24 protein-coding genes and 2 tRNA genes are annotated in these 24374 nt (G+C 67.2%); 4 read left to right on the forward strand and 22 right to left on the reverse strand.

The window, feature by feature from the left end:
• Positions 1-15: 15 nt before the first annotated feature.
• The 3 genes from Q9R30_RS01785 to Q9R30_RS01795 are packed head-to-tail and all read right to left on the reverse strand — an operon-like array spanning position 16 to position 3562.
• Positions 16-1440 (reverse strand): class I SAM-dependent methyltransferase, encoded by a 1425-nt coding sequence (locus tag Q9R30_RS01785; RefSeq protein ID WP_199775239.1) that lies wholly within the window; start codon positions 1438-1440, stop codon positions 16-18.
• A complete protein-coding gene (locus tag Q9R30_RS01790) occupies positions 1437-2168 on the reverse strand; it encodes a DUF1365 domain-containing protein (protein ID WP_311216597.1) in 732 nt (243 codons plus the stop codon). Before Q9R30_RS01790 ends, Q9R30_RS01785 begins: the two co-directional genes overlap by 4 nt.
• Entirely contained in the window at positions 2165-3562 is a 1398-nt protein-coding gene (locus Q9R30_RS01795) for an FAD-dependent oxidoreductase (protein WP_311216598.1), read from the reverse strand. Before Q9R30_RS01795 ends, Q9R30_RS01790 begins: the two co-directional genes overlap by 4 nt.
• Before the next feature lie 130 nt (positions 3563-3692).
• On the opposite strand from Q9R30_RS01795, the gene Q9R30_RS01800 reads away from it, so the two are divergent.
• Both Q9R30_RS01800 and Q9R30_RS01805 read left to right on the forward strand, forming a co-directional pair.
• Positions 3693-4610 (forward strand): LysR family transcriptional regulator, encoded by a 918-nt coding sequence (locus Q9R30_RS01800; protein WP_104998187.1) that lies wholly within the window; start codon positions 3693-3695, stop codon positions 4608-4610.
• A 45-nt stretch (positions 4611-4655) separates the two neighbouring features.
• Positions 4656-5162 carry a DUF2004 domain-containing protein gene (locus tag Q9R30_RS01805; RefSeq protein ID WP_104998188.1) on the forward strand — a complete coding sequence of 169 codons (507 nt, stop codon included), beginning with the start codon at positions 4656-4658 and terminating at the stop codon, positions 5160-5162.
• 80 nt (positions 5163-5242) lie between these two features.
• Here Q9R30_RS01805 and metE read toward each other — a convergent pair whose 3' ends face one another.
• The 9 genes from metE to Q9R30_RS01850 form a co-directional block, all read right to left on the reverse strand.
• Positions 5243-7582, reverse strand: a complete 2340-nt coding sequence (metE, locus tag Q9R30_RS01810; protein ID WP_311216599.1) for a 5-methyltetrahydropteroyltriglutamate--homocysteine S-methyltransferase — start codon at positions 7580-7582, stop codon at positions 5243-5245.
• A gap of 110 nt (positions 7583-7692) precedes the next feature.
• Positions 7693-8652 (reverse strand): methylenetetrahydrofolate reductase, encoded by a 960-nt coding sequence (locus tag Q9R30_RS01815; RefSeq protein ID WP_311216600.1) that lies wholly within the window; start codon positions 8650-8652, stop codon positions 7693-7695.
• Between the two features lie 326 nt (positions 8653-8978).
• Positions 8979-9113 (reverse strand): hypothetical protein, encoded by a 135-nt coding sequence (locus Q9R30_RS01820; RefSeq protein WP_311216601.1) that lies wholly within the window; start codon positions 9111-9113, stop codon positions 8979-8981.
• A gap of 112 nt (positions 9114-9225) precedes the next feature.
• A complete protein-coding gene (locus tag Q9R30_RS01825) occupies positions 9226-9735 on the reverse strand; it encodes a hypothetical protein (RefSeq protein WP_311216602.1) in 510 nt (169 codons plus the stop codon).
• The gene (locus Q9R30_RS01830; RefSeq protein WP_311216603.1) at positions 9732-10877 is read right to left on the reverse strand and encodes a VWA domain-containing protein; all 1146 of its coding nucleotides are present in this window, start codon (positions 10875-10877) and stop codon (positions 9732-9734) included. The genes Q9R30_RS01825 and Q9R30_RS01830 overlap by 4 nt, the downstream gene beginning before the upstream one ends.
• Positions 10874-11905, reverse strand: coding sequence for a VWA domain-containing protein (locus Q9R30_RS01835; protein ID WP_311216604.1), 1032 nt, complete (start codon positions 11903-11905; stop codon positions 10874-10876). The genes Q9R30_RS01830 and Q9R30_RS01835 overlap by 4 nt, the downstream gene beginning before the upstream one ends.
• Positions 11896-12366, reverse strand: a complete 471-nt coding sequence (locus tag Q9R30_RS01840) for a hypothetical protein (RefSeq protein WP_311216605.1) — start codon at positions 12364-12366, stop codon at positions 11896-11898. The genes Q9R30_RS01835 and Q9R30_RS01840 overlap by 10 nt, the downstream gene beginning before the upstream one ends.
• On the reverse strand, positions 12356-13258 hold the full coding sequence (locus tag Q9R30_RS01845) for a DUF58 domain-containing protein (RefSeq protein WP_311216606.1): 903 nt from the start codon (positions 13256-13258) through the stop codon (positions 12356-12358). Before Q9R30_RS01845 ends, Q9R30_RS01840 begins: the two co-directional genes overlap by 11 nt.
• 6 nt (positions 13259-13264) lie before the next feature.
• The gene (locus Q9R30_RS01850; protein WP_311216607.1) at positions 13265-14272 is read right to left on the reverse strand and encodes a MoxR family ATPase; all 1008 of its coding nucleotides are present in this window, start codon (positions 14270-14272) and stop codon (positions 13265-13267) included.
• 140 nt (positions 14273-14412) lie between these two features.
• Here Q9R30_RS01850 and Q9R30_RS01855 point away from each other — a divergent pair, with 140 nt between their 5' ends.
• On the forward strand, positions 14413-14616 hold the full coding sequence (locus tag Q9R30_RS01855; protein ID WP_104999755.1) for a hypothetical protein: 204 nt from the start codon (positions 14413-14415) through the stop codon (positions 14614-14616).
• Between the two features lie 106 nt (positions 14617-14722).
• Here the strand turns inward: Q9R30_RS01855 and Q9R30_RS01860 are convergent, their stop codons facing one another.
• The 6 genes from Q9R30_RS01860 to Q9R30_RS01885 all read right to left on the reverse strand — a co-directional run bounded on the left by Q9R30_RS01860 (position 14723) and on the right by Q9R30_RS01885 (position 20777).
• The gene (locus Q9R30_RS01860; RefSeq protein ID WP_311216608.1) at positions 14723-15598 is read right to left on the reverse strand and encodes a carbohydrate ABC transporter permease; all 876 of its coding nucleotides are present in this window, start codon (positions 15596-15598) and stop codon (positions 14723-14725) included.
• On the reverse strand, positions 15595-16476 hold the full coding sequence (locus Q9R30_RS01865) for a sugar ABC transporter permease (protein WP_311216609.1): 882 nt from the start codon (positions 16474-16476) through the stop codon (positions 15595-15597). Before Q9R30_RS01865 ends, Q9R30_RS01860 begins: the two co-directional genes overlap by 4 nt.
• Before the next feature lie 4 nt (positions 16477-16480).
• Positions 16481-17833 (reverse strand): extracellular solute-binding protein, encoded by a 1353-nt coding sequence (locus tag Q9R30_RS01870; protein ID WP_311216684.1) that lies wholly within the window; start codon positions 17831-17833, stop codon positions 16481-16483.
• A gap of 118 nt (positions 17834-17951) precedes the next feature.
• Positions 17952-19154, reverse strand: coding sequence for an ROK family protein (locus Q9R30_RS01875; protein ID WP_104998200.1), 1203 nt, complete (start codon positions 19152-19154; stop codon positions 17952-17954).
• A gap of 201 nt (positions 19155-19355) precedes the next feature.
• A complete protein-coding gene (locus Q9R30_RS01880; RefSeq protein ID WP_311216610.1) occupies positions 19356-20549 on the reverse strand; it encodes a methyltransferase in 1194 nt (397 codons plus the stop codon).
• A gap of 135 nt (positions 20550-20684) precedes the next feature.
• On the reverse strand, positions 20685-20777 hold the full coding sequence (locus Q9R30_RS01885; protein WP_311216611.1) for an FAD-binding protein: 93 nt from the start codon (positions 20775-20777) through the stop codon (positions 20685-20687).
• 67 nt (positions 20778-20844) lie between these two features.
• Between Q9R30_RS01885 and Q9R30_RS01890 the strand changes: the two genes are divergently transcribed.
• Positions 20845-22167, forward strand: a complete 1323-nt coding sequence (locus Q9R30_RS01890) for a class I SAM-dependent methyltransferase (protein WP_311216612.1) — start codon at positions 20845-20847, stop codon at positions 22165-22167.
• An 89-nt stretch (positions 22168-22256) separates the two neighbouring features.
• Here the strand turns inward: Q9R30_RS01890 and Q9R30_RS01895 are convergent.
• The 4 genes from Q9R30_RS01895 to Q9R30_RS01910 all read right to left on the reverse strand — a co-directional run bounded on the left by Q9R30_RS01895 (position 22257) and on the right by Q9R30_RS01910 (position 24368).
• Positions 22257-22329, reverse strand: a tRNA-Ala gene (locus Q9R30_RS01895).
• A 173-nt stretch (positions 22330-22502) separates the two neighbouring features.
• Positions 22503-22575 (reverse strand) — tRNA-Ala (locus tag Q9R30_RS01900).
• A gap of 112 nt (positions 22576-22687) precedes the next feature.
• The gene (rsfS, locus tag Q9R30_RS01905; RefSeq protein ID WP_311216613.1) at positions 22688-23089 is read right to left on the reverse strand and encodes a ribosome silencing factor; all 402 of its coding nucleotides are present in this window, start codon (positions 23087-23089) and stop codon (positions 22688-22690) included.
• 43 nt (positions 23090-23132) lie between these two features.
• Complete coding sequence (locus Q9R30_RS01910) at positions 23133-24368, reverse strand: hypothetical protein (RefSeq protein WP_311216614.1); 1236 nt, start codon at positions 24366-24368, stop codon at positions 23133-23135.
• Positions 24369-24374 lie beyond the last annotated feature (6 nt).

A 24374-nucleotide genomic window follows, 5' to 3' on the forward strand; every position in this document is an offset into this window, starting at 1 on the left:
CTTTTGCATGAAGCGCTAGAGCAGCGCCTCCCGGCGGTCCAGCACGATCTGCTGCACGTCCAGGTAGCCGGACTGGAATCCCGCCCGCGAGTAGCAGAGGTAGAACAGCCACATCCGCTGGAACACGGCGTCGAAGCCCAGCTCGCCCACCTCGCGGGACCGCTCCAGGAACCGTTCCTCCCACAACCGCAGGGTAGCGGCGTAGTGGTCCCCCATGCCCATCCGCTCCCGCACGCGCAGCGAGGTGTGCAGCTGCGTCACGCCCTCGATGGCGCGCACGGAGGGCAGGAACCCGCCCGGGAAGATGTACTTGTGCACCCACGTGTACGCGTTCCGGGTTGCCAACATGCGCCCGTGCGGCATGGTGATTGCCTGGATGGCCACCTTGCCGCCGGGGGCCAGCACCCGGTCGATGGTCTGGAAATAGATTGGCCAGTACTCGAAGCCCACCGCTTCGATCATTTCCACGGACACAACGGCGTCGTACTCGCCCTCCACAGCCCGGTAATCCTGGAGGGCCACGGTCACGCTGTCCGCGTAGCCGGCCGCCGCGATCCGCTCCTGCGCCAGCGCCTGCTGCTCGCTGGACAGGGTGACGCTGTAGACGGTGGCGCCGCGGGCCGCTGCCCGGAGCGCCAGTTCACCCCAGCCGGTGCCGATTTCCAGGAGCCTGGTCCCGGCTCCGACGCCGGCCTTGTCCAGCAGCCTGTCGATCTTTGCCTGCTGGGCCTCGGCCAGCGCCTCCCAGCCAACCGAGGCGAGCGGCCCGGCGTCGGACGGAAACAGTGCCGCCGAGTAGCTCATGGTGGTGTCCAGGAAGTTGGAGAACAGGTCGTTGGACAGGTCGTAGTGCCGCGAGATGTTGCTGCGCGTATTCTGCTCGGCGTTCCGCTCCTGGCGGGGCGTGCGCGGCAGGTACAGCGAACGCAGCTTCTGCAGCGGAGCGGGAATGAGCGTGTCCACCGACGCCGCGAACACCTCGAGCACGCCCGCCAGGTCGCTGGCTTCCCAGTCCCCGGCCATAAAGGATTCACCCAGCCCGATCAGGCCGTTGTCGCCGATCCTCGCTTCGAACGCCACCGGCCGCACCACGGTCATGACCGGCGCGTCCGGACCGCCGGTGCCCAGCACGGTGCCGTCCGGGTACTCCACCCGCAGCGGCAGCCGCTTCACGGCTCCCTTGAACAGGAGGCCGGCGGCTTTGCCGGCCACGGCAGCCTTGGCGCCCGACGGCGGCTGGGCCACTTCCGGCCACAGGTCCGGATCGATGGTGGCGGGCGACGCCGGCACGCCGGCCGCGGTCCAGGCTGCGGGAGAGTGCGCGGGGGCCTTGCCGGCAGCGTCGCCTGCTGCCATGAGTCCAGCCCTATCGGTGGCTGTGCCTGCTGCCTTGCCTCCGACATAGGCCGCAGTTGCTTGGTTGTCGTCCGTCATTGTCATTGAACTGCCTCCTGTGAGGGGTGGTGTGGCCGGGCGACGACAGGCAGGCGTCTTGCCCAGAGTGTAATGCCCTGCACCCTGATGAGCGCGGAAACCAGCAGCGGCGCCGCGGGCACCGCAAGGGCGGCGGCAAGGATGTTCCGGAGGGTGGCGGGCCGGCGGGTGCCGTCCATGCTGGCCACGAAGGGCCGGTGCCCCTCCCGTTCCAGCACGATGGACACCGCCAGCCGCTCCCCCGGCGCGGGCAGCTTCATCCGGTACTGCCCGCTTACGTCGTTGAAGGGTGAGACATAGAACGCCTTGGGCACGGCTGCCCGCCCGGCCGCGTCCGTCCGCAGCAGGTAGCAGTGGCGCTCCCCGTAGGTGTTGTGGACCTCGGCCACCACGCACTGAAGCTCACCGCTGGTCCGGTAGCACCAGAACAGCGTCAGGGGGTTGAAAACGTAGCCGAAAACCCTGGCGCTGGTCAGCATGTGGATGGTGCCGCCGTCGGGCTCTATGCCCTGGGTGCGCAAGTAGCGCTCCACGTTGCTGCGGATGCTGGCATGCGGATCCCCGAGATGGTCACGGGCCTTGAACACGGCCAGCGGCCGGAGCAGGAACGGTAGCCGCGGGAGCTGGTCCACATCCACGAACCAGCTGTAGTTGCGGTACGTGAACGCGTTCTTCAGCGGTGTGCGCCGCACGTGCGAGATGGACGTGCGGTAGATGGCTGGGGCTGCGGTCATGCGGATTCCGCCGCGGACAGCAGCTCCCGTTCCCCGCCGTCGCGGGAGCCGGGCAGATCGGCAGCCTGGGCAACGGGCCAGGAACGGCCCAGCGCCTCGGCGGCCCGCACGCCGGAAAGCGCGCCGTCCTCATGGAAGCCCCAGCCGAGGTAGGCACCGGCGTACGCGATCCGGTTGTCACTGAGGCCCGCGATTGCCTGCTGGGCCTGCAGCGACTCGGGGGTGTACTGCGGGTGCTCGTACACCATCCGCTCGAGGACCCGGCCATCCGCTATCAGCTCCGACTCCCCCAGGCTTACCAGGTAGGGCATGCCGTCAGCCGGGCTGAGCCGCTGCAGCCGGGTGAGGTCGTAGCTGACCAGGACCTTGTCCGGCCGGGCTTCGCAGGAGGGAAGGCGGTAGTTCCAGGAGGCCTTGGCATTGTCCGAGGCGGGCAGGACGGCCGGGTCCCGGTGGAACACTGTCTGGTTCACGGAGTACGGCATCCCGCCCAGCGCCTGCTTTTCGGCGGGCGTGGCATCGGCCAGGAATCCCAGTGCCTGCGCAGGGTGGGTGGCAACGACAACCGCCTCGAAGTCCTCCACGCCATGCTCCGTCACCAGCTCGACGCCGAGTGCATGGCGCCGGACGGCAATCACCGGCGTATTGAGCCGGACATCCGCGAGGGCGGCAGCGAGTTTCTCGACGTACCTGGCCGAGCCGCCGCTGACGGTCCGCCACTGCGGCGAGCCTTTGACGCCCAGCATGCCGTGATGGCCCAGGAACGTGAAGAGGTACCGTGCCGGGTAGGCAAGCGCGGTGGTGGGATCGCAGGACCACACCGCACTGACCACCGGGGTCATGAAGTGGGAGATGAAGTAGGGACTGAAGTTTTCGCGTTCCAGGAACTCGCCAAGGGTCGGCTCTGCTGCCAGGTCCGCGTTGGCCGCGGAAACGGGTGTGGTCTCCAGCAGGGCCCGGGCCTTCCGGTAGAAGCGGGTGACCTCGAACAGCATCCGCAGGTACCGGCCCCGCAGGAGGCTGGAGGGGCGGGCGATGATGCCGCGTCCGCCCTCGCGGGCTCCGGCGTACTCCAGGCCGCAGCCGTCGCACCGGATGGACATGCTCATCTCGGAATCCTGCGTCTCCACCCCCAGTTCGGCGAACAGCCGCAGCAGAGTGGGGTACGTCCGTTCATTGTGCACAATGAAGCCGGTATCGACGCCGATGGTGGGCCCGTCCGGCTGCGGCAGGTCATGCGTGTGCGCGTGCCCTCCCAGCCGTGAATCCGCTTCGAACAGCGTGACGTCGTCCTCCCTGTTGAGGACGTAGGCGGCGGTCAGGCCGGCCACGCCGCTGCCAATGACGGCCACCCGCCGTCGCCCGCCTCCGCTTACTGCTGGGTTAGGTGACAATGCATGCTCCTCTGCTGAACATTTGCCGCTTGGCTGGGTATCCAGATGGCAATTCGGCACCACGTGCCCGGCGGATGGGTGGGATGGGCGGCAGTTTTTTCGGCGGCGGCCGGCGGAGTACTGTGGGCGGGTGGTAAACCCGGTACACCTGAAGACCCTCCTGGAGGTCACCCGGCTCGGTTCATTCGCAGCCGCAGCGGCAACACTTGGCTACACGGCCTCGGCCGTCTCCCAGCAGATGTCCGCCCTGGAACGCGACACCGGCGTCGTCCTGTTCCAGCGTTCGGCACGGCGCGTGGTGCCCACGGAAGCCGCCGTCGTCATGACCCGGCACGCCGCCAAGGTCCTCACGGACATCGAAGCCCTGATGGCCGCTGCCTCAAGGACGCAGGATTCGGCCAGCCAGGAACTCAGGCTGGGGATCTTTCCCAGCCTCGCCACGTACGTCCTGCCACGCATCCTTAAGAACCCGTCCTGGAAGAACCTGGGCATCGACCTGAAAGTGTCCGTGGCTGAACCCGGGCAGACCATCCAGGGTCTGCGCACCGGCGGCGACCTGGACCTCGCCGTTGTGTTCCAGGTGGGCCAGACCGGTTTTGCGTGGCCGAACACCATCAACCGGCAATGGATCGGCGACGACGACTTCCGGGTGGTGCTGCCCGCCGGCTGGGGCTTCCGGTCCGATGCCAAGGTAGCCGCTGACCATCTCTCCGAGATGCCGTGGATCATGCACCACCCGGGCACCAGCGACGCCATGGTGATTGAGCGCCTGTTCGCCGGCTGCAATTTGCATCCGCGGGTGGTGGCGCACAGTGACGATTTCCACGCGAGCCTGGAGATGGCGGCCGCGGGGCTGGGCGCGGCTTTGGTGCCGGAGCTTGCCCTGCGCAACAAGCCGGCGGGCGTGGTGGTCCTGGACGTCCCTGAAATCCGGCTGGCCCGGAACGTCTTTGCGCTCCTGATCAACGAGCGGAAGACCGCCCGGGTCCAGCTGTTCGTCGACCTGCTGGCCGAGACGCTCGCCGGGATGCGCACCGCGGTGAATTAGGCCCGAACGCTGGAATGCACCGCTGTTCGGGTCTATGTTGAAACTATGAGCAAGGTAGCGAGCCGGCACTTTGGAGAGATTGAGCTCAACCACGGCAGGGATCACTTCATCGCCGCGAAGCACGAACTTCGCGGCCATCCGCTGGAGCTCGACCTGAACGTGACCGCCCACGACCACTTCGACGAGGCCGCACTGCACAAGGTGGACTACCGCCTGCGGTTCCTGCCCGAGCTCGTGGACGAGGTCCGGGACATGATCGCGGAAGAACTGGAACAGGAAGGCACCAGCCCGCAGGAGTACCTGCACTTCCACTGCAACGCCCTCAAGGACGAGCACCTGCAGAAGGTCTTCGGCATATCGGACCGCAGCCAGCTCACCAACGAGGTGTTCCTGAAGGCCCTGAAGCTCGGCCACGTGGGCATCTACCCCGGACAGCCCGAGCGCTACTTCGTCCTGGACTTCACCCTGGGCGAGCATTTCACCGACGAGGTGCTGGTGGCCTCCGCGGACGAAGACGGCGTCGTGGACGACGAAATCGTGTGGGAATCCTAGGTTTCGGCGGGCTCGGCCAAACAAAAGAACGACGTCGGCAGGTCACCTGAAGTGACCAGCCGACGTCGTTCTTTATGTACTTACTTCGCTGACTCCAGCAGGCCGGCGCGGACTGCCTGGGTTGCCTTGACCAGGTTGCGCAGGGACTCTTCGGTCTCGGCGTAGCCCCGGGTCTTCAGTCCGCAGTCCGGGTTGACCCAGAGCTGGCGGGACGGAACGTGCTTGACGGCGGTGGCCAGCAGTTCGGTGACTTCACCCTCACCCGGCACGCGCGGCGAGTGGATGTCATAGACGCCCGGGCCAACGCCGCGGCCGAAGCCGTGGGACTCGAGGTCGTGGACAACCTCCATGCGTGAGCGGGCTGCCTCGATGGACGTCACGTCCGCATCGAGGCCGTCGATCGCGTCGATGATCACGCCGAACTCCGAGTAGCAGAGGTGGGTGTGGATCTGGGTGGCGTCGGCGGCACCGGCCGTTGCCAGGCGGAAGGAGTCCACGGACCACTTCAGGTAGTCCTCGTGGTCAGCTTTGCGCAGCGGCAGGAGCTCGCGCAGCGCGGGCTCGTCCACCTGGATGACCTTGATGCCGGCGGCTTCGAGGTCGGCGATTTCGTCGCGCAGGGCCAGGCCAACCTGGTTGGCGGTTTCGCGCAGCGGCTGGTCGTCGCGGACGAAGGACCAGGCCAGGATGGTGACCGGGCCGGTGAGCATGCCCTTCATCGGCTTGCTGGTCAGGGACTGTGCGTACTTGGCCCACTCGACCGTGATGGGCGCGCTGCGGGTGACGTCGCCCCAAAGGATGGACGGCCGGGTGCAGCGGGAGCCGTAGGACTGGACCCAGCCGTGGACCGTGACGTCGAAGCCCTCAAGGTTCTCGGCGAAGTACTGCACCATGTCGTTGCGCTCCGGCTCGCCGTGCACCAGGACGTCATAGCCCAGCTCTTCCTGGAGTTCAACGACCCGCTTGATCTCATCTTTCATGAGCTGTTCGTACTGCTCGTTGGTGAGGTCGCCCTTGTTGTTGCGGGCCCGGGCCGAACGGATCTCCGAGGTCTGCGGGAAGGAGCCGATGGTGGTGGTGGGCAGCGGCGGCAGGTGCAGCGCCTGTTCCTGGGCGGCCTCGCGGACCGGGTACTCCGAGCGGCTGAAGTCAGCGGCGGTGAGCGCCTCGGTGCGGGCACGGACGTCCGTGCGGCGGACGCCTGCGGCGGTGGCGCGGGAAGCAATCACTGCTGTGGCTTCGTCAATGGCGGCCTTCGCGGAAGCGGGGTCGGCCAGGTAGGACGCGAGGGTCCTGACCTCAACTGCCTTCTGGTCGGAGAACGCCAGCCAGCTGCGCAGCTGTTCGGAGAGCTGCGCCTCCTCGGCAACGTCATGCGGCACGTGCTGCGTGGACGTGGAGGTGGAGACGGTGACCCTGCCTGCAGCAGCCTTCAGTGCGTCCAGCTTGGCGGCCGAAGCGGCGAGGTCGTTGCGCCAGATGTTGTGGCCGTCAACGACGCCGGCAACCAGGGTCTTGCTGCCCAGTCCGGCGAGTGCCGCGGCGGAGGGGACGGCGCCCTTGAAGACGTCAATGTGCAGGGCCTCGATGTTGGTGGCGGCGAGGGTGCCAAGCTGGCCGTCGAGTGAACCGTACGGGGTGGAGACGAGGATCTGCGGGCGGTCGGCTGCAGCGGTGAGGACCTCGTAGGCGCGGGCCACGGCTGCTTCGATTTCGACGGCCGGGGTGTCCTGGTCAACCACGAGTGCGGGTTCGTCCAGCTGGACCCAGCTGGCGCCGGCGGCGGCGAGCTTCTCGAGCAGCTGGACGTAGACGGGCAGGATGTCCTCGAGGCGGGACAGCGGCGCGAAACCGGCCGGGGCGCCGTCGGAAGCCTTGGACAGCAGCAGGTACGTGACCGGGCCAACGATGTACGGGCGGGTTTCGATGCCGTTGGCCAGGGCGAAGGCGAACTCGTCAACCTTCGCGGTGGAGGCCAGGCTGAACCCGGTCTCCGGGCCGATTTCCGGCACCAGGTAGTGGTAGTTGGTGTCGAACCACTTGGTCATTTCCAGCGGCTGCTGGTCCTTGTTGCCGCGGGCCAGGGTGAAGTAGCCGTCGATGTCCAGCTGTCCCTCGGCGTTGAGGAGCTTGCCGAAGCGGGCAGGCACGGCACCGAGGTGGGCGGTGGCGTCCAGGACCTGGTCGTAGTAGGAGAAGGTGCCCGGCACGGCTGCCGCTTCCGTCAGGCCGAGTTCCTGCAGGCGCTTGGCGATGGCCAGTTGGATGTCCTTGGCGGCGTTGTCCAGGGCGGCGGCGTCGATCTTGCCGGCCCAGTAGGCCTCGATGGCTTTCTTGAGCTCGCGGCGGCGGCCGATGCGGGGGTACCCCAGCAGGGAAGCAGCGGGAAAGGGCGTGGTGGCGTTGTTGATTTCAGTCATGGGAATCTCCTGGGGAGTTGCAATGAGTGCGGACAGGCCGTTGGCGGGCGTCCGCAAAAAGGTGTTGGGCTAAAAAGCGTTCAGCTAAAAGACGTTGGGCTTTGGCGGGCTCAGCTGGCGAGCTGGCCGGCCACGGCATCGCGGCGGCTGGAACGGGTGCGCCGCGGGAGGGCCAGCTTGTCCAGCACGTCCAGGGCGCTTTGGTGTTCATTGAAGGTGTAGAGATGGATGCCCGGCGCTCCGGCATCCAGTGCCGCGTTGGCAAGGTCAACGGTGGCACTGACACCAATCCGCATGCGCTCCAGGTCGCTGTCCGCCGCGGCCATCCGGTCCAGCAGTTCGGGAGCCGGCTCCACGCCTGTCAGCTCGCCGAGCCGCTTCAGGCGCCGAAGGCTGGTGAGCGGCATGACACCGGGAATGATCGGGATGGTGACCCCTGCCCGGCGTGCCCGCGTCAGGAGGTCGGCGTACTGCTCCGTGTGGAAGAAGACCTGCGTGATGGCGAAGTCCGCGCCGGACCGCTGCTTGGCGAGCAGCACCTCGACGTCGTGCGCTTCGCTCGGTGACTCCGGGTGCCGGGTGGGGTAGGCAGCGACACCCACGGCGATCTTGCCTGCACAGAGCAGGGCGGACCGGCGCTGTTCAACCCGGCGGATGAGCTCGATCAGGTCCTGTGCATAGCGTAGCGATCCCTCGGCCGGTTCGCCGCCGTCCTTGGGCAGGTCGCCGCGGAGGGCAAGGATGCCACGCACGCCCGTGTCCAGCAGTTCGCCGATGATTCCCGCAAGTTCCTGGGGCGTGTTGCCCACGCAGGTCAGGTGGGCCAGGGGCCGGAGCGTGGTTTCCAGGAGCAGGCGGTTGATGAGCTCGACGGCGGTGTCCCGGTTGGAGCCGCTGGCGCCGTAAGTGACGGAAACGTAGTCCGGTGCGGTGGTTTCCAGTTCCCGGATGGTGGTCCAGAGGGTTTCCGCGGCTGCCGGCGAACGTGGCGGGAACAGCTCGTAGGAAAGCGCCACAGGTGCGGCGTCTGATAGATTCGGGTGCGTTTCAATAAGGCTTGGTGGCGACATTTGCGTCCTTGGCTTTGGGCCATTGACGGCTGCTGTCGGAAAAAGCGACGACGGCCGGCAATGAATTTGAGTTTGGGGAACACGGAAGGACTCCACGAGGACGCAGCCGCGGCTGGTACGCCCTGAAATGAAGTTGTCCGTGAGCAAATGTCAGGCCCACATGGGGGCACCCACACCCTCCACACGGAGGATCGCTGACACGTTACCGGGGTAACTTGTATAAGACTCTATGAGCGGCAGGGGAAGCATTCAAGTTGGTCTCCGAATTAAGACGCAGTTTTACGCCTTCTTCTGGTTCTCTACGGAATTTTCTTCGTGCGCAGCCGCTACCAGGGGCGCTCCGGGCCGGGAGCATACCCGGTGTCCTCCAGGTATTCCTCCCGTTCGCGGCCGCTGTTGCGTTCGCGCTGGCCCTGCCGGGCGCTGTCCTCCAACTGCTGCAGCTGGCTCTGCAGCGGCAAATCCCGGCCGTGCTCACCGGGCGCGTCCTCCGCCGGCCCTGCTTCCGGGGCCGGGCTGCTGCCGGGTGCCGAGAGTTTTTCCTGCAGGCGTGCTTCAGCTCCGGCCAGCCGGTCACCCGTCCCCCCCTGGCAGTCCCCCGGAAAAGCACCCGTCCGGCGTTGCTTCCGCGGCTGCGAGTGCCTCCTCGAACAAACCGGCAGCCGGCACCGGTTCTCCTGCCTGCAGCTTTTCGTCACCGAGGCGCTCGATGGCCAGGACCAGGTTCACCCTGATGACGCAGGCATCGGGGGATTCGGACCGGGCCGGCGGGACAGCGCCCAGCGCCTCCTCGAAGCGGAGGCGCGCCGCGGCGAAATTGCCGTCAAGGACATGGGCATCCCCGGCGGCGAAGTGCGCCTTGTGGGGTTCGATGATGTTTGCCGGCTGGAGTGCTTCCGCGGCGGCCCGGAGGGATGCTGCATCGGCAGCTTCGAAGGCGCCGGCCGCCCGGCCTCCCAGCACTCCAAGGCTGAGCAGCTTGGCGGCGATGCACAGGACCAGGACCACCGGTAAGGCAGACCACGCGAGGAGGCGCCGCCGCCGTGCCGGGCTGCTGCCCGCGTTCCGCTCAAGGGGAGTCACCGGGCCTCCGCCCTTCTATCCTGCGAGCGCCTGCCAGCCATGGACGGTGCAAGCGGCCGCAGTTCACGCAGCCGGCGAATAATCACGATGGCTTCCGCCAACCCCAGCACGAAGGCACCGGCCGCGAGGATCCAGTACAGCTCGGTCCGCCCCGCCAGGGATCCGTCACTGGCCGGGTGTTCGAGCGTTCCCCTGGAGTCGAGCACCGCGGGGCGGGCATCCTGCATCATCGGCGCAACGGGGTCGCCGGACGACCGGTGCACATACGGAACGCCCAACTGCCCGGCGATCTGCCGCAGCCGGGCTTCATCAATCCTGGACACCGCATCCCCAGGCTGCGCCTCCCCGCCGGCTCTGCCGGTACTGTCCTGGACGTAGGGGGCGGCCTCCCCTCCCGTGGAATTTCCGGGGTGGTCCTGCCCGGTGCTTTCCCGCCCGGTGTTTTCCCGCATCCTTCCGCCGCCGGCTGTGCCGTAGCCCAGCACTGCTCCCCCGGCCACCAGGCCATCCTCCAGGTCCAGGGCTTCCGGTTCCTTCGCGCTGGTGTGCTCGCCGTCGCCCAGGTAGTAGACAAGCCGGGGACGCTCAGGGTGGCTCTGCCGGGCTGCGGCGAGGCGTTCGGCCAGCACCTTCCGGGCGGCGGTGATGCTGGTTCCCTTGGCATAGGCGGTGACCTGCGGCTCCAGCACGGAGATGATGGTTTCCAGCGCCAGGGTGTCGGTGGTCAGCGGCATCCGGACATGCGCTTTGGTGTCGAAGGTGATGACGGAGAAGCGGGCTCCGGGCAGTTCTTCGGCGATGGCCGCGATGTCCCGCCGCACTCCCCCCATCCTGGGTCCGGCGTTGCCGTAGTCTTCCGCGACCATGCTGGTGGTGGTGTCCACCACAAAAAACACGTTGAGGTCGGCGGCGGCTGCTTGGACCGTGCCGCCCGGCAGCCCGGGACGCAGCGCCGCGCCGAGGAGGAGCAGCACCAGTGCGCTTCGGCGCATCCAGGCGCGGACATTGACTCCCGCCCTTGGCTGCGCACCCGTCCGCTCGGCAGTCCCCGCTGCCCGGTAAAGCCGCCATCCCAGGAACGCGAGGGCCGCCACGATGACGGGAAGCATCAGCCACCAGGAAAGGACCGGTTGCAGGGTCATGGCCGCAACCGCCAGGTGGCGACGGCGAGGACCAGCCCGGAGAGGAGGGCCGCGGCGAGCGGCAGGCCCGGTTCTTCCGAAACCACTGCCCGCGGGGCGCCCTGAAGAGCCGACTTTTCTGTTTCCTCGACGCCCCGCACGACGCCCGGCACTGCCTCGGGGTTGTCCAGGGAGTAATAAGCGCCGCCCGTGGATTCCGCCGCAGCCCGCAGCTGCTCCCCCGGCTGGTCCGGCCCCGGGCCGTAGTCAAGGTCGCCCGGGTTCAGTGCATATACCCTGACTGCCCTGTCTTTGGCGAGGGCGGCCGCTTCCCCAAGGGTCATGATGGGGTCCCCGGAGAGGAAATTGTCCGTAGCCAGGACCACTGACCGCGAGCGCGGCTGTTGGCCAAGGTTCTGGCCCGTGCCCGGATTCCGGCTTGCTGCCTGCTCCGTCCCGCGCGGGAAGCTGGTGAGGCAGGAGGCCAGGCCGTCGCCGATCAGGGAGGAGCCCCGGCCGCTCCACGTCCCGTCCAGGAAGCCGGAACTGCCGGGCTTCCCGTTGAAGGCGTCCCGAGCAAGCTGCAGCTGTTCGCGGGCGTAGCCGTAGTCGTCGGTCAGGGGAAAAACCTGGACGGCCGTGCTGTCGAAAACCGTCAGGCCGATGCGTTCGCCGTCGAATTCGGCGGCCAGTTCGGAGAAAACGTCCACCACGGCGGCGTCTGCGCTGCTCATGGAACCCGAAACGTCAAGGCACAGCATGATGTCCCGGTTGTGCTGTTCCGGCCGGACGGTGGCCACCTCGACGGGCCGTGCCGCCGCCACAGCCGTGGAAGCCAGCAGGGACGCGCATGCGAGCGCGGCCACGGCCAGCCAGCGGCGGTGCCGACGCAGCGCCGCCTGGTACTCCGGCAGTGCGGTGAGGCGGTCCGCATGGGCCACCGGCCGGCGTCGTGCGTTGGCGTTCCTGTCCGGCCGGAGGGCCGCCCATCCGGCAGCGCAGGCTGTCACAGCGGCCAGCGGAAGCAGCCACCACAACATCAGTTCCATGCCTGCACCGCCTTGCGTGCCGCGGCCGCGGAGCCTGAGACGGAGGGAAGGGGTTCGGGACCGAACTCGGCCGGGTACAGCTGCCCGACGGCGGACGCGGCCGCCGGCAGCGGATGTTCGGCGAGGTCCGCCCGGGTCATGCGGGGCGCATCCACTCCGGTGGCATCGCGGACGAATTTCCGCAGCAGGAGGCTGATTTCCTGGTGGGAGTCCCGGGCGCTCCGTTTTCCCGCGGCGGCGTCACGTTCCACGTCATTGATCCTCTGCAGGTATGCCGCCTTGAGTCCCGCCAGGTCCGTGAGCCGGGCAGGGCGCTGGCGGGCCTCCACCCTGCGATGCGTGCGGGTGGCGGCAAACACGAACGTATACCAGGCGGCAACCATCACGAGCAGCCCCACTCCAGCCCACCCCCACACCGGGGCATACTCCAGCGGTCCGTAAAACTCCGGTTCAGCCCGCACGTCGGTGCCTTTCGAGGAGGGCGAACAGGGCCTTCATCACGCCCCCGGTTCCGTCCACTTCGCCTTCCGTGATTCCGGCCTGGCGCAGCATGGCCTTGCGCCCGGCGTCCCGTTCTGCCACGGCGGTGGCATAGGCCGCGGCGACTGCCGGGTCCCGGGCAAGGTGCGCAAGCAGGGGGTGGGAGCCGCTGACGCTGTAGGAATCAGGCAGGGCCTGCTCCGGCTGAAGGAGCGGGTCCCCAGGGGCCAGTCCTGCGTCGCGGACCGTGAGCCAGAGGACCTCGTGCTGGGCCCGAAGCCGGCGCAGCAACTGCCCGAAGGCCGGGTTGGCTGCGACTTCGTCGGCGACGACGAACAGCAGGTTGCGCCCCTTCACATTGCGCGCCACATGGTGGAGCTGGTCTTCGATCCTGCTGGGCGCGGCGTCCAGCGTTGCCGTGGAGTCCACCTGACGCAGGAGGCGTTCCAGGTGGGCCTCACCGCCTTTGGCGGGCAGTGACGTTGTGCCGCCGGAATCGCCGCACACCAGTCCCGCCATGTCGCCGTGCCGGTGGGCCAGGTACCCCATGACCCCCAGCGCCATCACAGCGATGTCCTTCTTGGTTTCCCCGCTGTAGGCGGCCGCGGCCATGTTGCGGCCTGTGTCCGTGACAAGGATGACGGTCTGCCGGCGGACCGCCATGTACTGCTTGACCAGCGGCGAGCCGTGCCGCGCCGATGCCTTCCAGTCGATGTCGCGGACCTCGTCGCCGGGAACGTAGGCACGGAGGTCATCGAAGTCCAGGCTGCGGCCGCGGAACACCGAGCAGTACTCGCCGTCGAGCATGCCGCGGGCCTTGCGGTGCGCGAAGATGGCCATGTTGGACTTCACCCGCTGGAGGAGGCTGGTCACGCCGGCCTAAGGGGTTTGGACGGCAGTGACGACGGCGTCAATCACAGTTTCCACCCGCACTTCTTCCGCCACAGCGTCAAAGTTCAGGATCAGCCGGTGGCGGAGGACCCGGTGCGCCAGCGTCTTAACGTCCTCGGGAATGACATGGTCCCTGCCGTTCAGCAGGGCAACGGCCCGTGCAGCCTGGCTGAAGGCGATGCTGGCCCTGGGGCTGGCACCGAACTCGATGAACCCGGCCAGCCGCTGGTCGATGTACTGCCCGGCGTTCCGGGTGACGAAGACCAGCCCCACGATGTAGTTGATGATGGCGGGGTCCATGTAGACGCGCCGGACGAGTTTTTGGACCTCCGTGACGGCATCCAGGGAGGCTGCGGCCGGAGGCGCCTGCTCCGGCGTGTACACCCCGGCATCAATGCGACGGATGATTTCGGCTTCCTCCGCCGGGGAAGGATAGTCCAGCACGTCCTTGAGCATGAAGCGGTCCATCTGCGCTTCCGGCAACTGGTACGTGCCCTCCTGCTCGATGGGGTTCTGGGTGGCCAGGACAAGGAAAGGCGAGGGCAGACGGTATTCCTGGCCGCCGATGGAGGTCTGGCGTTCCTGCATTGCCTCGAGCATGGCACTCTGCGTTTTGGCGCTGGAACGGTTGATCTCGTCCAGGAGGACAATGTTGGCGTGCACCGGTCCCAGCTGGGTGATGAAGGTTCCTTTGGCGGCGTCGTAGATTTGGGTTCCCACGATGTCACTGGGCAGCAGGTCCGGGGTGCACTGGATCCGGCGGAACTCTGCGCTGACGGCTTCCGCCACCGTCTGCGCAGCCGTGGTCTTGGCAAGCCCGGGGACGCTTTCCAGGAGGATGTGGCCGCCGGTCAGCAGGCCAACCAGCAGCGATTCCCGCAGCCTGGCCTGCCCCACCACTTTGGCCTCAAAGCTCCCGGCGATGTTCGCCACAACCTGCTGCGCCCTCGCCAGTTCCGCAGGTTCGATTCTTGCGGACGCGCTAGTTGAAAGCACTCGAACTCCCCCTGTTGGCTGAACTGGGCATGGCTGCCGGACAGGCAGCATTCCGCCCGCCATCCTATCCAAGGACGGGGCTGCGGTTTGGGCAATGGGGACCCCTCCCCATCAGGTGCGCCCAGGTCTATCCTTTTGACATGAGCGAGCTTCCAGCCAGTTACAAGGAGTTTCTCGCCGACAAAAGCGAGATGTTCATCAGTACCGTCAGGCCTGTCCTGCTGCAGTCTGCAGCGGACAAGCTGCATGGGGTACGGGTGACGTACAACCCCGGGTCCACCGGCCACCAGGCCCACCTCGATGAGAGCCTGCCGTACGGCGTGGTTTTCGAAGACATCGACTGATTTCGCCGGCGCGGCGAGATCGTGCCAGGAGCCGCCTTGGCCCGTGGCAGAGTTGAACCCGTGGCCGCCGCGGCTGCCAACGGTGATCCGGAACCGCGCTGCCCGGCTACCCCCGGACGGCCCCGGACAGGGCAAAGGAACCACCGGCACCCCTGGCCACAATCACGTAGAGGGCCAGCACGGGCAGGGAATACAGGATGGAGAACGCGGCCAGCTGGCCGTACGCCACGGCCCCGTGCTGCCCGAAGAAACTGAAGATGGACACCGCGGCGGGCTGCCGTGCCTCGGACAGGAGCAGCACGAACGGCACGAAGAAGTTTCCCCACGCCTGGATGAACACGAAGATGAACACGACGCCCAGCCCCTGCCTCATCAGCGGCAGCACAATGGTTCGGAGCGCAGCCATGCGCGTCGCACCGTCCACCCAGGCGGCTTCTTCCAGCGATGCCGGCACGCCGTCCATGAAGTTCTTGGTCATCCAGATGGCCATGGGCAGCGTGGTGGTGGCCATAAAGAAGATGGTGGCGGGCATCGAGTCCAGCAGCTCGAACTGGACGAAGAGGCCGTACACCGGAACCATGATGGCGGTGATAGGGAGGCATGTTCCGAAGAGGACGGTGTACATGAACGGCCGGTTGAACCGGGACTGGTAGCGGGAGAGCGGATAGGCGGCCAGGACGGCTGCAACCAGGGTCACGGCAGCCGTCCCCCCGGATAACACCACGCTGTTCCACAGAGGCCGGAGCAGCAGTTCCGGCGTCAGGACTGCGGCGAAATTGTCCGCACCGGCCTCGGCCGGAATCCTTAGTTCGTGTCCGGCTTCGGCATCGAGGGACGCCAGGATGAGCCAAAGCAGGGGCAGCAGGAAGCCGGCGCCGATCAGGAACAGCACCAGGTCAGCCGGGGTGCTGCCGGCGCGCCGCCGCTGCCGCCTTCCAGTGGTGGCCGGAAGCGCGCGGGCCGTCTTGGCGGGAGCGCTCATGGAGTCCGTTCCCGGAGCAGCCGGATGTACACCAGGCCAAAGGCGGCGCCGATGAGGATGAGCACCGAGGCCACCGCTGTCCCGTAGCCAATGTCCCCGAATTTGAAGGCCTCCTGGTACGCCAGGACAGGGAGCGTGGTGCTTGCGTTGGCCGGTCCACCCGCAGTCATCACCCACACCAGCGTGAATACCGCCAGTGTCTGCAGCGTGATGAGCATCAGGTTCGTGGTGATGCTCCCGCGGATCATCGGCAGCGTGATGAAGGCGAGCCGCTGCCAGCCGTGCGCGCCGTCCATCTGGGCCGCCTCTGTCACCTCGGCCGGAACATCGTTCAGGGCCGCCCTGTACACCAGCATGGAAAACGCGGTCCCCCGCCACACGTTGGCCAGCGTTACGGCCACCATGGGAAAGGCGTAGAGCCAGTCCGGCCGGCCAAGCCCCAGGCTCCCCAACAGCTGGTTCAGCGTCCCGTCGCCACTGAAAAAGGCATAGGCGGCAAAGGCAGCCACGATCTCGGGAAGGACCCAGGCAGCCACCACCGTGGTGCCAACGGCCGTGGACACCACCGGCCGGGCCCGGCGCATCAGCACCGCCAGTGCGAGGCCCAGCAGGTTCTGGCCCAGTACCGCAGAACCGCCGACAAATACCATCGTGAGGAAAAGGGAGAGGGGAAACACCGGGTCCGCCAGCAGCCGGCCATAGTTCTCCAACCCCACCCATGAGGGGTTGCGGGCGCTGCGCCCGGTCAGGCCGGCGTTGGTGAGGGACGCATGGAACGCCCAAAGCACGGGTCCGGCAAGAAAGACGAGGAGGAGCAGCACAGCAGGCAGGACCGGCAGGTACCGAAACAGTTGCCGTCCGGTGGAGGGGAGCTGCAACGGGCTACTTCCGGACGGTCTTGTCGCCGCCCACGATCCCGGCCACCGCGGCGTCATACTCCGCGGCCGCCTCCTGGGGTGATTTGCTGCCGGTGATGACGGCTTCCGTGGCCTCCTGGACGGCCGCCGAAATCCGGGGGTAGTCAGCGGTTGCCGGCCGGTACCGGGTCACCGCGACAAGCTCGGACACATCCCTGACGAACGGGTTGGCATCCAGGTACTCCTGCTCGGCAGCCACGTCCTGCCGGACGGCAATCTGCGAGCTTTCCACGGTGAAGGCCAGTGAATTCTTCTTGTTGAGCGCCGTTGAGAGGAAGTTGAATGCCAGTTCCGGTTCCTTGGTCCCCGCCCCCAGCGCCAGGGTCCAGCCGCCGGACATGCTCACGGCACCGGGCGCTTGGCCGTTTTGGGTGGGGAAAGGGGCCACGCCCATCTCCTGCTCGTAGCCGGGCCACTCGTAGGGTCCCCCATCCTGCCAGAACGACGGCGAGTAGGAGCCTTCCACCGTGGCGCCCAGTTTGGCCTTCGGGAACCATTCACCGAAGACTTTTTTCCAGACATTCGCATCCAGGGCCTCAGCCGGGGAAACCGCCAGTTGCTCCTCATACAGAGTTTCAAGGAAGGCCAGCGAATCCTTGAATCCGGCGGAACCAACCACCCATTTCCCTGCCTCTTCGTCGTACAGGGCGGATCCCGTCCCGTACAGCAGTTCGTAGAAGCTTTGCATGACGGTGCCCTCGCCCGTGCCCTTGCCGGCGTACATGTTGAACGGGATCACGGCGGGGTCGTTGGCCTTGATCTTCCGGGCGGTGTCCAGGATGTCCTGCCAGCTCCGCGGCTTCCAGGGAAGGCTGATCCCGGCGTTTTCCAGGACCTTCCGGTTGTACCAGATGGCGCGCGTGTCCGTGCCCAGCGGCACCGCGTACGTCCCGCCGTCGTCCGCGCGCCCTGCCGCCTTGGCGCCGTCGTCGAACGTATCCCAGTCCGCCCAGCCCTCAAGGTGGCTGTCCAGCTTCAGGAGGTAGCCGGCGTCCACGTCGGAGCGGACCTTGAAGGTGTCCTCGTAAAAAACGTCCGGTGCCGTGGACGGCGACCGGAGGGCAAGCGCCAGTTTGGTGCCGTAGTCGTCGTCGTTTGCCTGGATGGGCTGAAGCTCAACCTTGACACCCTGGTTCGCCGCCTCGAACTCCTGTTTGGCGGCCTGGAGCATGCTATCCAGGGCGGTAAAGGAATCCGTCTTCTGGTAAGCCACCTTCAGGGTCTTGGACGCGCCCGCCGGATCACCCGGGTTGCACGCCGTCAGGACAATCATTGCCGAAGCGATGAGGGACATGGTCTTCAACGACTGGCGACGCATGGTGCTCCATTCGGTCAATGGCTGCGTTCCCCGTTGTCAGCGGGCCCCCAGCCGCGGCAATAAGCAAATGCTAGATGGACGCCCTGACCCAGGCAAGGCGCCGCGTGCGGCGTACCGGTCAACTCTCCAGGAGGAGCCGCTGGGCCCGGGGCGCCAGCGCATGTTCCAGGACCAGGGAGGCCGCCCCAATGGCTCCGACGTCCTCCCCTACCCCGGTGCCCACCACCTCGATGGGATGGATGAGCCGCGTGTCACTGTTGGCATCGAGCAGGGCCGGAATCTTCTCAAGGTAGCGTCCGGCCAGGCGGCTCCAGAACGGCCCTCCGAACACCACGCGCTCAACATCGAGCGTGTTGGTGACCACCGACGCTGCACGCGCCACCCGGGCTGCGGATTTGTCGATGATGGCAAGGGCCTGTTCGTTTCCCTCATCCGCGAGGTCGCACAGCCGGGAAAAACTCTGCTGGATCTCCGCGCCGCTGTTCCCCGGGCGCGTGCCGTCCAGGATGCCGGCGGCCTCCGCTTCGGCCACCAATACCTGCGGGATGCAGGTGGACTTCACGCAGCCGCGCAGGCCGCAGTCACAAGGCGGTCCGTCCGGGTCCACCACGATGTGTCCGATCTCGCCGGCGTTTCCGGAGGTTCCCCGGACAACCTCGTCATTGAGCACAATGCCGCAGCCGATGCCGGTGCCCATGTACATGAAGACGAAGCTGCCGGAGCCGCTGGGGCCGCCGGCCCACGTTTCCGCGACGGCGGCGCTGGTGACGTCCTTGTCCATCAGGACGGAGTAGCCCGTGGCTTCGGAAAGGGCGCTGCGCAGTTCCACCCGGTCCCAGCCCGGGAGCAGGGGCGGATCCACCACGGTTCCGTGCTCAACGTCAATGGGGCCCGGTGCAGCGACACCGAGTCCGGCGATCCTCTCCCGGTCCACGCCGGAGTCCTCCACCAACTGGGCGATTTCCTCGGCGATGGTGGAAATGACCGCCGACGGATCGTTGCCGCCGGGGGTTTTGATCCTGGAGTGCCGCACCACCGCGCCCACCAGGTCCAGGACCACGAAGGTGGTGACGGCGGGGTCGAGATGGACACCCAGCGCGAACACACCGCCGGGGTTGAGCCGCAGGATGGTGCGCGGTTTGCCAGGGCCGCTGCCTTCCTTGCCCGCCTCCACGATGAGGTTCTGGTCAAGGAGGCGCCGGGAGATGTTGGAAATGGTCTGCGGCGATAGGCCCACAATCTGGGCCAGCTCCACCCGGCTCAGCCCGGCGGAAGCCCTTCTAATGGCGTCCAGGATCACCGTGAGGTTGAAATCCCCCATTTTGGGCAGGTTGGTTCCGCGCCTCGGTGAGGATTGGCGGATCTCAGTCACGGCGTCCCCTAAACGTCTTTGGCCACGTACTTGTGGTGATGCTTGAATGGTACGTTACGCGTGGTCACAGACCCATAGGGCGGGCGCGACGGCGCGGCGTGGCAGGTGCGGTCCTCCCCCTGTGCGGGGGTGTGGGCCCGCCGGTCCCGCTTATCCATCGCCGCGGCGGGTACTCAACGTCACCGTGAACTTGGGGTTCCTGCCTTTGACGGCGGTAGGCCCAACGTGCCGCTCCAGCGCGGGCAGGTAGGGCAGGTGGCGGTTGAAGACCGTCCACAGCTCGCCCCCGGGCGCGAGGACCCGTCCCGCTGCCTCAATCATCTTCAGGCCTGCACCGGCATGGACCCCGGTGCCGACGTGGAACGGCGGGTTGAGCAGGACCAGGTCCACGCTGCCTGCGGCCAGGGTGCTGAGGGCGTCATCCTGCAGGACGGTGATTCGGCCTTCCAGCCCGTTGGCCTGTGCCGTTGCCTGCGCGGAGGCCACTGCCGCGGCGGACTGGTCCGTGGCGGTCACTCTTGCCCCGGGGTGCTGCCGGGCGTACATGGCGGCAAGGATACCCGTGCCGCAGCCCAGGTCGACGGCGTGCCGGGCTTCCTTCATGGCCGGAAGGAACGTCAGCAGGAACCTGGTACCGATGTCCAGTTTGGAGCCCGCGAACACTGCCCCGTGGGCGGCGACGTCGAGGTCCAGCTCGGCCAGGTGTTCGACGACGGGATAGTTTCCCTGCTCCCCGCCCCCCTGCGCACCGCTGGCCAGGATGACGCGGGACTTCTGCCTGGCGAGCTGCGGCCGGACGGAAGAGAAGTGGCGTTCAAGAACGGCGTTCATGCCGAGCGACATGTGCTTGACCCGCCCGCCTGCCAGGAGCGTAACGTCCGGTGCCGCGTAGCGGGCCGCCGCGGCGGCGATCTCGTCCAGCTCGGCCAGCGTCTTGGGCAGCTGCAGGAGTACTGCCTGCACTCCGGCCAGGAGCTCCGGGCCAAGCGGCAGCTGGGTGAATCCGGGCTCCCCGTCCGTGGAACCGCCGGGCATCCCCGCCGCGGTGTCCGGCAGCAGGCCGGCGCCACGGAGCCCGGCTGCGTTGAGTTGCAGGGCGCGCTCCCCGGTGATCAGGTCCTGGTGCACCCGGACGGTGCCTGGGTTGAGCGCGGCGAGTGCCCCCAGTGTCAGGGCACCGTACCGGTCCCCGATGACAGCCACTGTGCTTCCGGCTGCCACCAGTCCTTCGGCTGCCTCCAGCAGGAGCCGGTCCGTGGCGTCCCACGCCTGAAGGTTGGGTGCTTCCACATCCGGCCTGCGCCGCAGTGCCGCAAAGAGGTCCCCAAGACTGTTTGATGCCAATTGTTCCTGCTGCTTTCCGTTGTGCCTGGTTGCGTCCTGCCGCTGCCCGGACCTGCGGCCGCCCATTCCAAAGCCGTCCGCAGGCTTCGCGGCGGTGCCGCCACGCGCCTCCCTGGCTGTCCTCGGCGTCGAGCGCTAGCCAGTGCCGCGGCCCTGAAGGTGATAGGCAGCGGAGAACCCGGCCTGGCCCGCACCAATGATGACGACGTCGGTTCGGGCAGAATTCACCTCCCCAATGATAGTCGCGCGGGGTACTCCGGCCTTAGTGTTGGCCCATGGAGACGGGAGGAGCACCATGACCACAGCTACCGGGAATGCATCGCGGCTCGCCAGGGCCCTGGCAGTAGTGCTTGGCACTGAAGAAATACCCCTGCGCCTGCGCGCCTGGGACGGCTCCGAGGCGGGGCCGGCGGGAGCGCCAGTCCTTGAGTTCCGATCCCGCCGCGCCCTGCGGCGGATCCTGTGGTCTCCGGGCCAGCTCGGCTTGAGCCGGGCCTACGTGGCTGGCGAGATCGACTCTCCCGGGGACATTTTCGCAGCGTTCGCGGCCCTGAGCTCGGCGGGCAAGTTCGCGGAGCCGGGTCCGTTCCGGCCGCTCACCGCCGGTGAAGTCTTGACGCTGCTGCGCATCGCGGTCCGGCTCGGCGCCTTTGGCCCCAACCCGGCCCCGCCGCCGGAGGAGGCTAAGGTGGCCCGGAAAGGACGCCTGCACTCGCGCCGCCGTGACTCCGCGGCCATCTCGCATCACTATGACGTAGGCAACGACTTTTACTCTTTGGTGCTGGGGCCGTCCATGGTCTACTCCTGCGCAGTGTGGCCCGAAGACAGCAGCCACCCGGCGCGTCCGGATGCCGGCAGCCGGCTCGCCGACGGCCTCGACGCCGCGCAGGAGGCCAAGCTGGACCTCGTGTGCCGCAAGCTGGGCCTCCGGCCGGGCATGCGGGTGCTGGACGTTGGCTGCGGCTGGGGCAGTTTTGCCCTGCATGCAGCCGGAAAGTACGGCGCAACCGTTGTGGGCGTAACGCTCTCCAGGGAGCAGGCCATCCTGGCACGGAAACGGGCCGCAGACGCCGGGCTGACGGAACGCGTGGACATTCGGGTCCAGGATTACCGGGACGTCGCGGATGGTCCGTTCGATGCCATCAGTTCCATCGGAATGTCCGAGCATGTGGGGCGGGAACAGACCCCCGGGTACGCCGCTGCCTTGTTCGGCCTCCTTCGGCCGGGCGGGCGGCTGCTGAACCACGCGATCTCCTGGAATGCCGGCCCCACCAAACCCGATCCGAATTCCTTCATCCCCCGTTACGTGTTTCCGGACGGGGAGATGATCAGCCTCGGCGAGATGGTTTCCGCCCTGGAGGCAGCCGGCTTCGAGATCCTGGATGTGGAGGCACTGCGGCGCCACTATGCGTTGACCCTGCGCGCGTGGGTCCACCGGCTGGAGGCAAACTGGAACCAGGCTGCGAAGCTCAGCGGCCTCGGAAGGGCCCGGGTCTGGAGGCTTTACATGGCTTCAAGCGCGCTGGGCTTCGAAGGCGGGCTAACCGGCGTGAACCAGGTCCTGGTCCGGCGGCCGGGCGGCGACGAACCGCCGCTGCGCCGTACAGCGTGGCTTTGACTGCCTGACCCGCGGTGATGCCGGGTCCTGCACCCGTGGGCGGAAAAACAAAAGGGACGATCCCGTGGGGATCGTCCCTTTTGTTCCGGTGGAGCTGAGGGGACTCGAACCCCTGACCCCCTGCATGCCATGCAGGTGCGCTACCAGCTGCGCCACAGCCCCGGACTTTGCCGCTTCCGGTTCACCACCTCGAAGCAACCTGTTCAGCTTAATGCACTTTCGCCGCTCACGCCAATCGGGCTGGTGCCCATTGGCGGGCGCATCGGCTTCAGGCTTGGGCACATGGAGCACAAAAAAATCCGCCGGAATCACAATGATTCCGGCGGATCGTCCGGTGGAGCTGAGGGGACTCGAACCCCTGACCCCCTGCATGCCATGCAGGTGCGCTACCAGCTGCGCCACAGCCCCGAACTATTGCTGCTCCTTCAAGCTTTTCGGCTTTCCCCGAAGCAACTCAAATATCTTAGAACAGCAATTCCGAAAATTCCAAATCGGGCATATTCCGCGTGGTTCCGCGGATTTACTCGCTCTCGGACGCGGCGACAGCCTTTGCGGAGGTGTCGTCACCGAGCTGCAGGTCAACGACGGGGCAGTCCTTCCAGAGGCGCTCCAGGGCGTAGAAAACGCGGTCTTCCTCGTGCTGGACATGGATCACTACGTCCGAGTAGTCGAGCAGTACCCAGCGTCCGCCGGACCGGCCTTCACGGCGGACGGGGCGCAGGTCCTGCTTGGCGAGCTCTTCCTCGATCCCGTCCACGATTGCGTTGACCTGCCGTTCGCTGGGTGCGGAGGCAATGAGGAAGACGTCGGCCAGGGCGAGCCGCTCGCTGACGTCCAGGGCAACGAGGTCCTGCGCGATCTTGTCCGCGGCTGCCTTGGCGGCGGCGCGGGCTATGGTGATGGATAATTCTGATGCAGTCACGTGACTCCTTGTTGGGTGGAAACTCTAAGTTGCGGAACGCGGCTCAGCGGGACATGCCGCTGATGATGAGGATGATGCCCGAAACCAGGGCCACGATTCCGAATGCCAGGATGCAGAACTGCAGGACCCTGTTCCGCTGGGCCCGGGCAAGTCCGGCTGTGGCGGCGTCCAGGGGTTCCAGGCCGTAGGCCGACTTGGCGGGGATGCGCGGCAGGTCCTCAAAGAGGTCCTCGGCCTGGTTCGCGTCGGTCATCACCGGCCGCGGGCGCGCGGCCGCCCGGGCTGCCGCTTCCGCCCTGGCGATGACATGGGAGCGGCCCGAACCGGCATCGGGCGCGGACGGACGCTGGGGACCCGCGGGGTGCCGTTTCTTTTTTCCGGGCGCCGTAACCTTCGACCCCGGACGGGTGGTGACCGGGACGTGCGAGGTTGCCGGCGGCTTCATGACGGGCCGGTCCATGCCGGGAATCTGCACGAACTCCAGCGGAGTGACCATGGCAAGGTTGCTGGCCGTCGACGGCGCCGGCCGCTGGCTCGCCGTGCCGGCCTGGTCGCCGTTGCCGGGTTCCCGTGCCGGGCCTTGGGCAGGATCTTTCGATGGCGCAACCGGAGCTCCGGCCTGCTCAGCCAGCTTCTGCTTGGCGATGGCACGGCGGTTCAGGATGGCAGCACGTTCCGCCAGGGCGATCTGCTCCGCAAGGATCTCCGGGTCAACCGCTTCCGGGTCCAGGGAGGCGATGTGCTCCATCTTGGCGATCTGGTTCTTGGCCTGCTCGGCGAGCAGCGCCCGTGCCGCCAGGGCCTGTTCCACCGTCATGCCCGCGGGGGCTGCAGAACCTGGCTCAGTCGCGGAGGGCTTGCTGCTACCCTGGGCAGCCCGCTCCCCTGTCCCCCGGTCCTTCGGCGCCGGAGCAGCCGCATCCGTTTGGACGGACGACGGCGGCACAATGGGGTTGGCCGCGGTCAGCGCCTGTTCCTTGAGCTGCTGCAGGCGGAGCTGCCGCCGGGTGGGCGGCCCTCCGGCGGAAAGCTGGCCCTCTTTCTCCTCCAGCTCCTTGATGGTGCGCAGGGCTGCGCGGTCGCGCGCCCGGATCTGGGACGACCGCTGAGTGGAGGTTTGCGCGGGCACAGCAGCAGCGGGCCCGGGGGCCGAAGGGCTGGCAGCAGGCGGGTTCACGGCAGGGGAAAGCTGCTCCGTGCCGGCGGGCGCAGGCTGTTGGGCATCCCTTGCTTTCCGGAGTTCCCGGCGGCTGCGGATGGGGGGCTGTTCCTGACTCATTGAGAA

It is taken from the genome of Arthrobacter sp. AB6 (genome assembly GCF_031844545.1).
Classification (GTDB): Bacteria; Actinomycetota; Actinomycetes; order Actinomycetales; family Micrococcaceae; genus Arthrobacter.

Excerpts from the sequence above, each read along its gene's own strand:
- Q9R30_RS01785 (WP_199775239.1), bottom strand. The coding sequence starts at position 1,440 with ATGACAATGACGGACGACAACCAAGCAACTGCGGCCTATGTCGGAGGC.
- Q9R30_RS01860 (WP_311216608.1), bottom strand. The coding sequence starts at position 15,598 with ATGAGCGCTCCCGCCAAGACGGCCCGCGCGCTTCCGGCCACCACTGGA.
- Q9R30_RS01830 (WP_311216603.1), bottom strand. The coding sequence starts at position 10,877 with ATGACCCTGCAACCGGTCCTTTCCTGGTGGCTGATGCTTCCCGTCATC.
- metE (WP_311216599.1), bottom strand. The coding sequence starts at position 7,582 with ATGACTGAAATCAACAACGCCACCACGCCCTTTCCCGCTGCTTCCCTG.
- Q9R30_RS01870 (WP_311216684.1), bottom strand. The coding sequence starts at position 17,833 with ATGCGTCGCCAGTCGTTGAAGACCATGTCCCTCATCGCTTCGGCAATG.
- Q9R30_RS01910 (WP_311216614.1), bottom strand. The coding sequence starts at position 24,368 with ATGAGTCAGGAACAGCCCCCCATCCGCAGCCGCCGGGAACTCCGGAAA.
- Q9R30_RS01875 (WP_104998200.1), bottom strand. The coding sequence starts at position 19,154 with ATGGGGGATTTCAACCTCACGGTGATCCTGGACGCCATTAGAAGGGCT.
- Q9R30_RS01855 (WP_104999755.1), top strand. The coding sequence starts at position 14,413 with ATGAGCGAGCTTCCAGCCAGTTACAAGGAGTTTCTCGCCGACAAAAGC.
- Q9R30_RS01890 (WP_311216612.1), top strand. The coding sequence starts at position 20,845 with ATGACCACAGCTACCGGGAATGCATCGCGGCTCGCCAGGGCCCTGGCA.
- Q9R30_RS01815 (WP_311216600.1), bottom strand. The coding sequence starts at position 8,652 with ATGTCGCCACCAAGCCTTATTGAAACGCACCCGAATCTATCAGACGCC.
- Q9R30_RS01790 (WP_311216597.1), bottom strand. The coding sequence starts at position 2,168 with ATGACCGCAGCCCCAGCCATCTACCGCACGTCCATCTCGCACGTGCGG.
- Q9R30_RS01835 (WP_311216604.1), bottom strand. The coding sequence starts at position 11,905 with ATGGAACTGATGTTGTGGTGGCTGCTTCCGCTGGCCGCTGTGACAGCC.
- Q9R30_RS01805 (WP_104998188.1), top strand. The coding sequence starts at position 4,656 with ATGAGCAAGGTAGCGAGCCGGCACTTTGGAGAGATTGAGCTCAACCAC.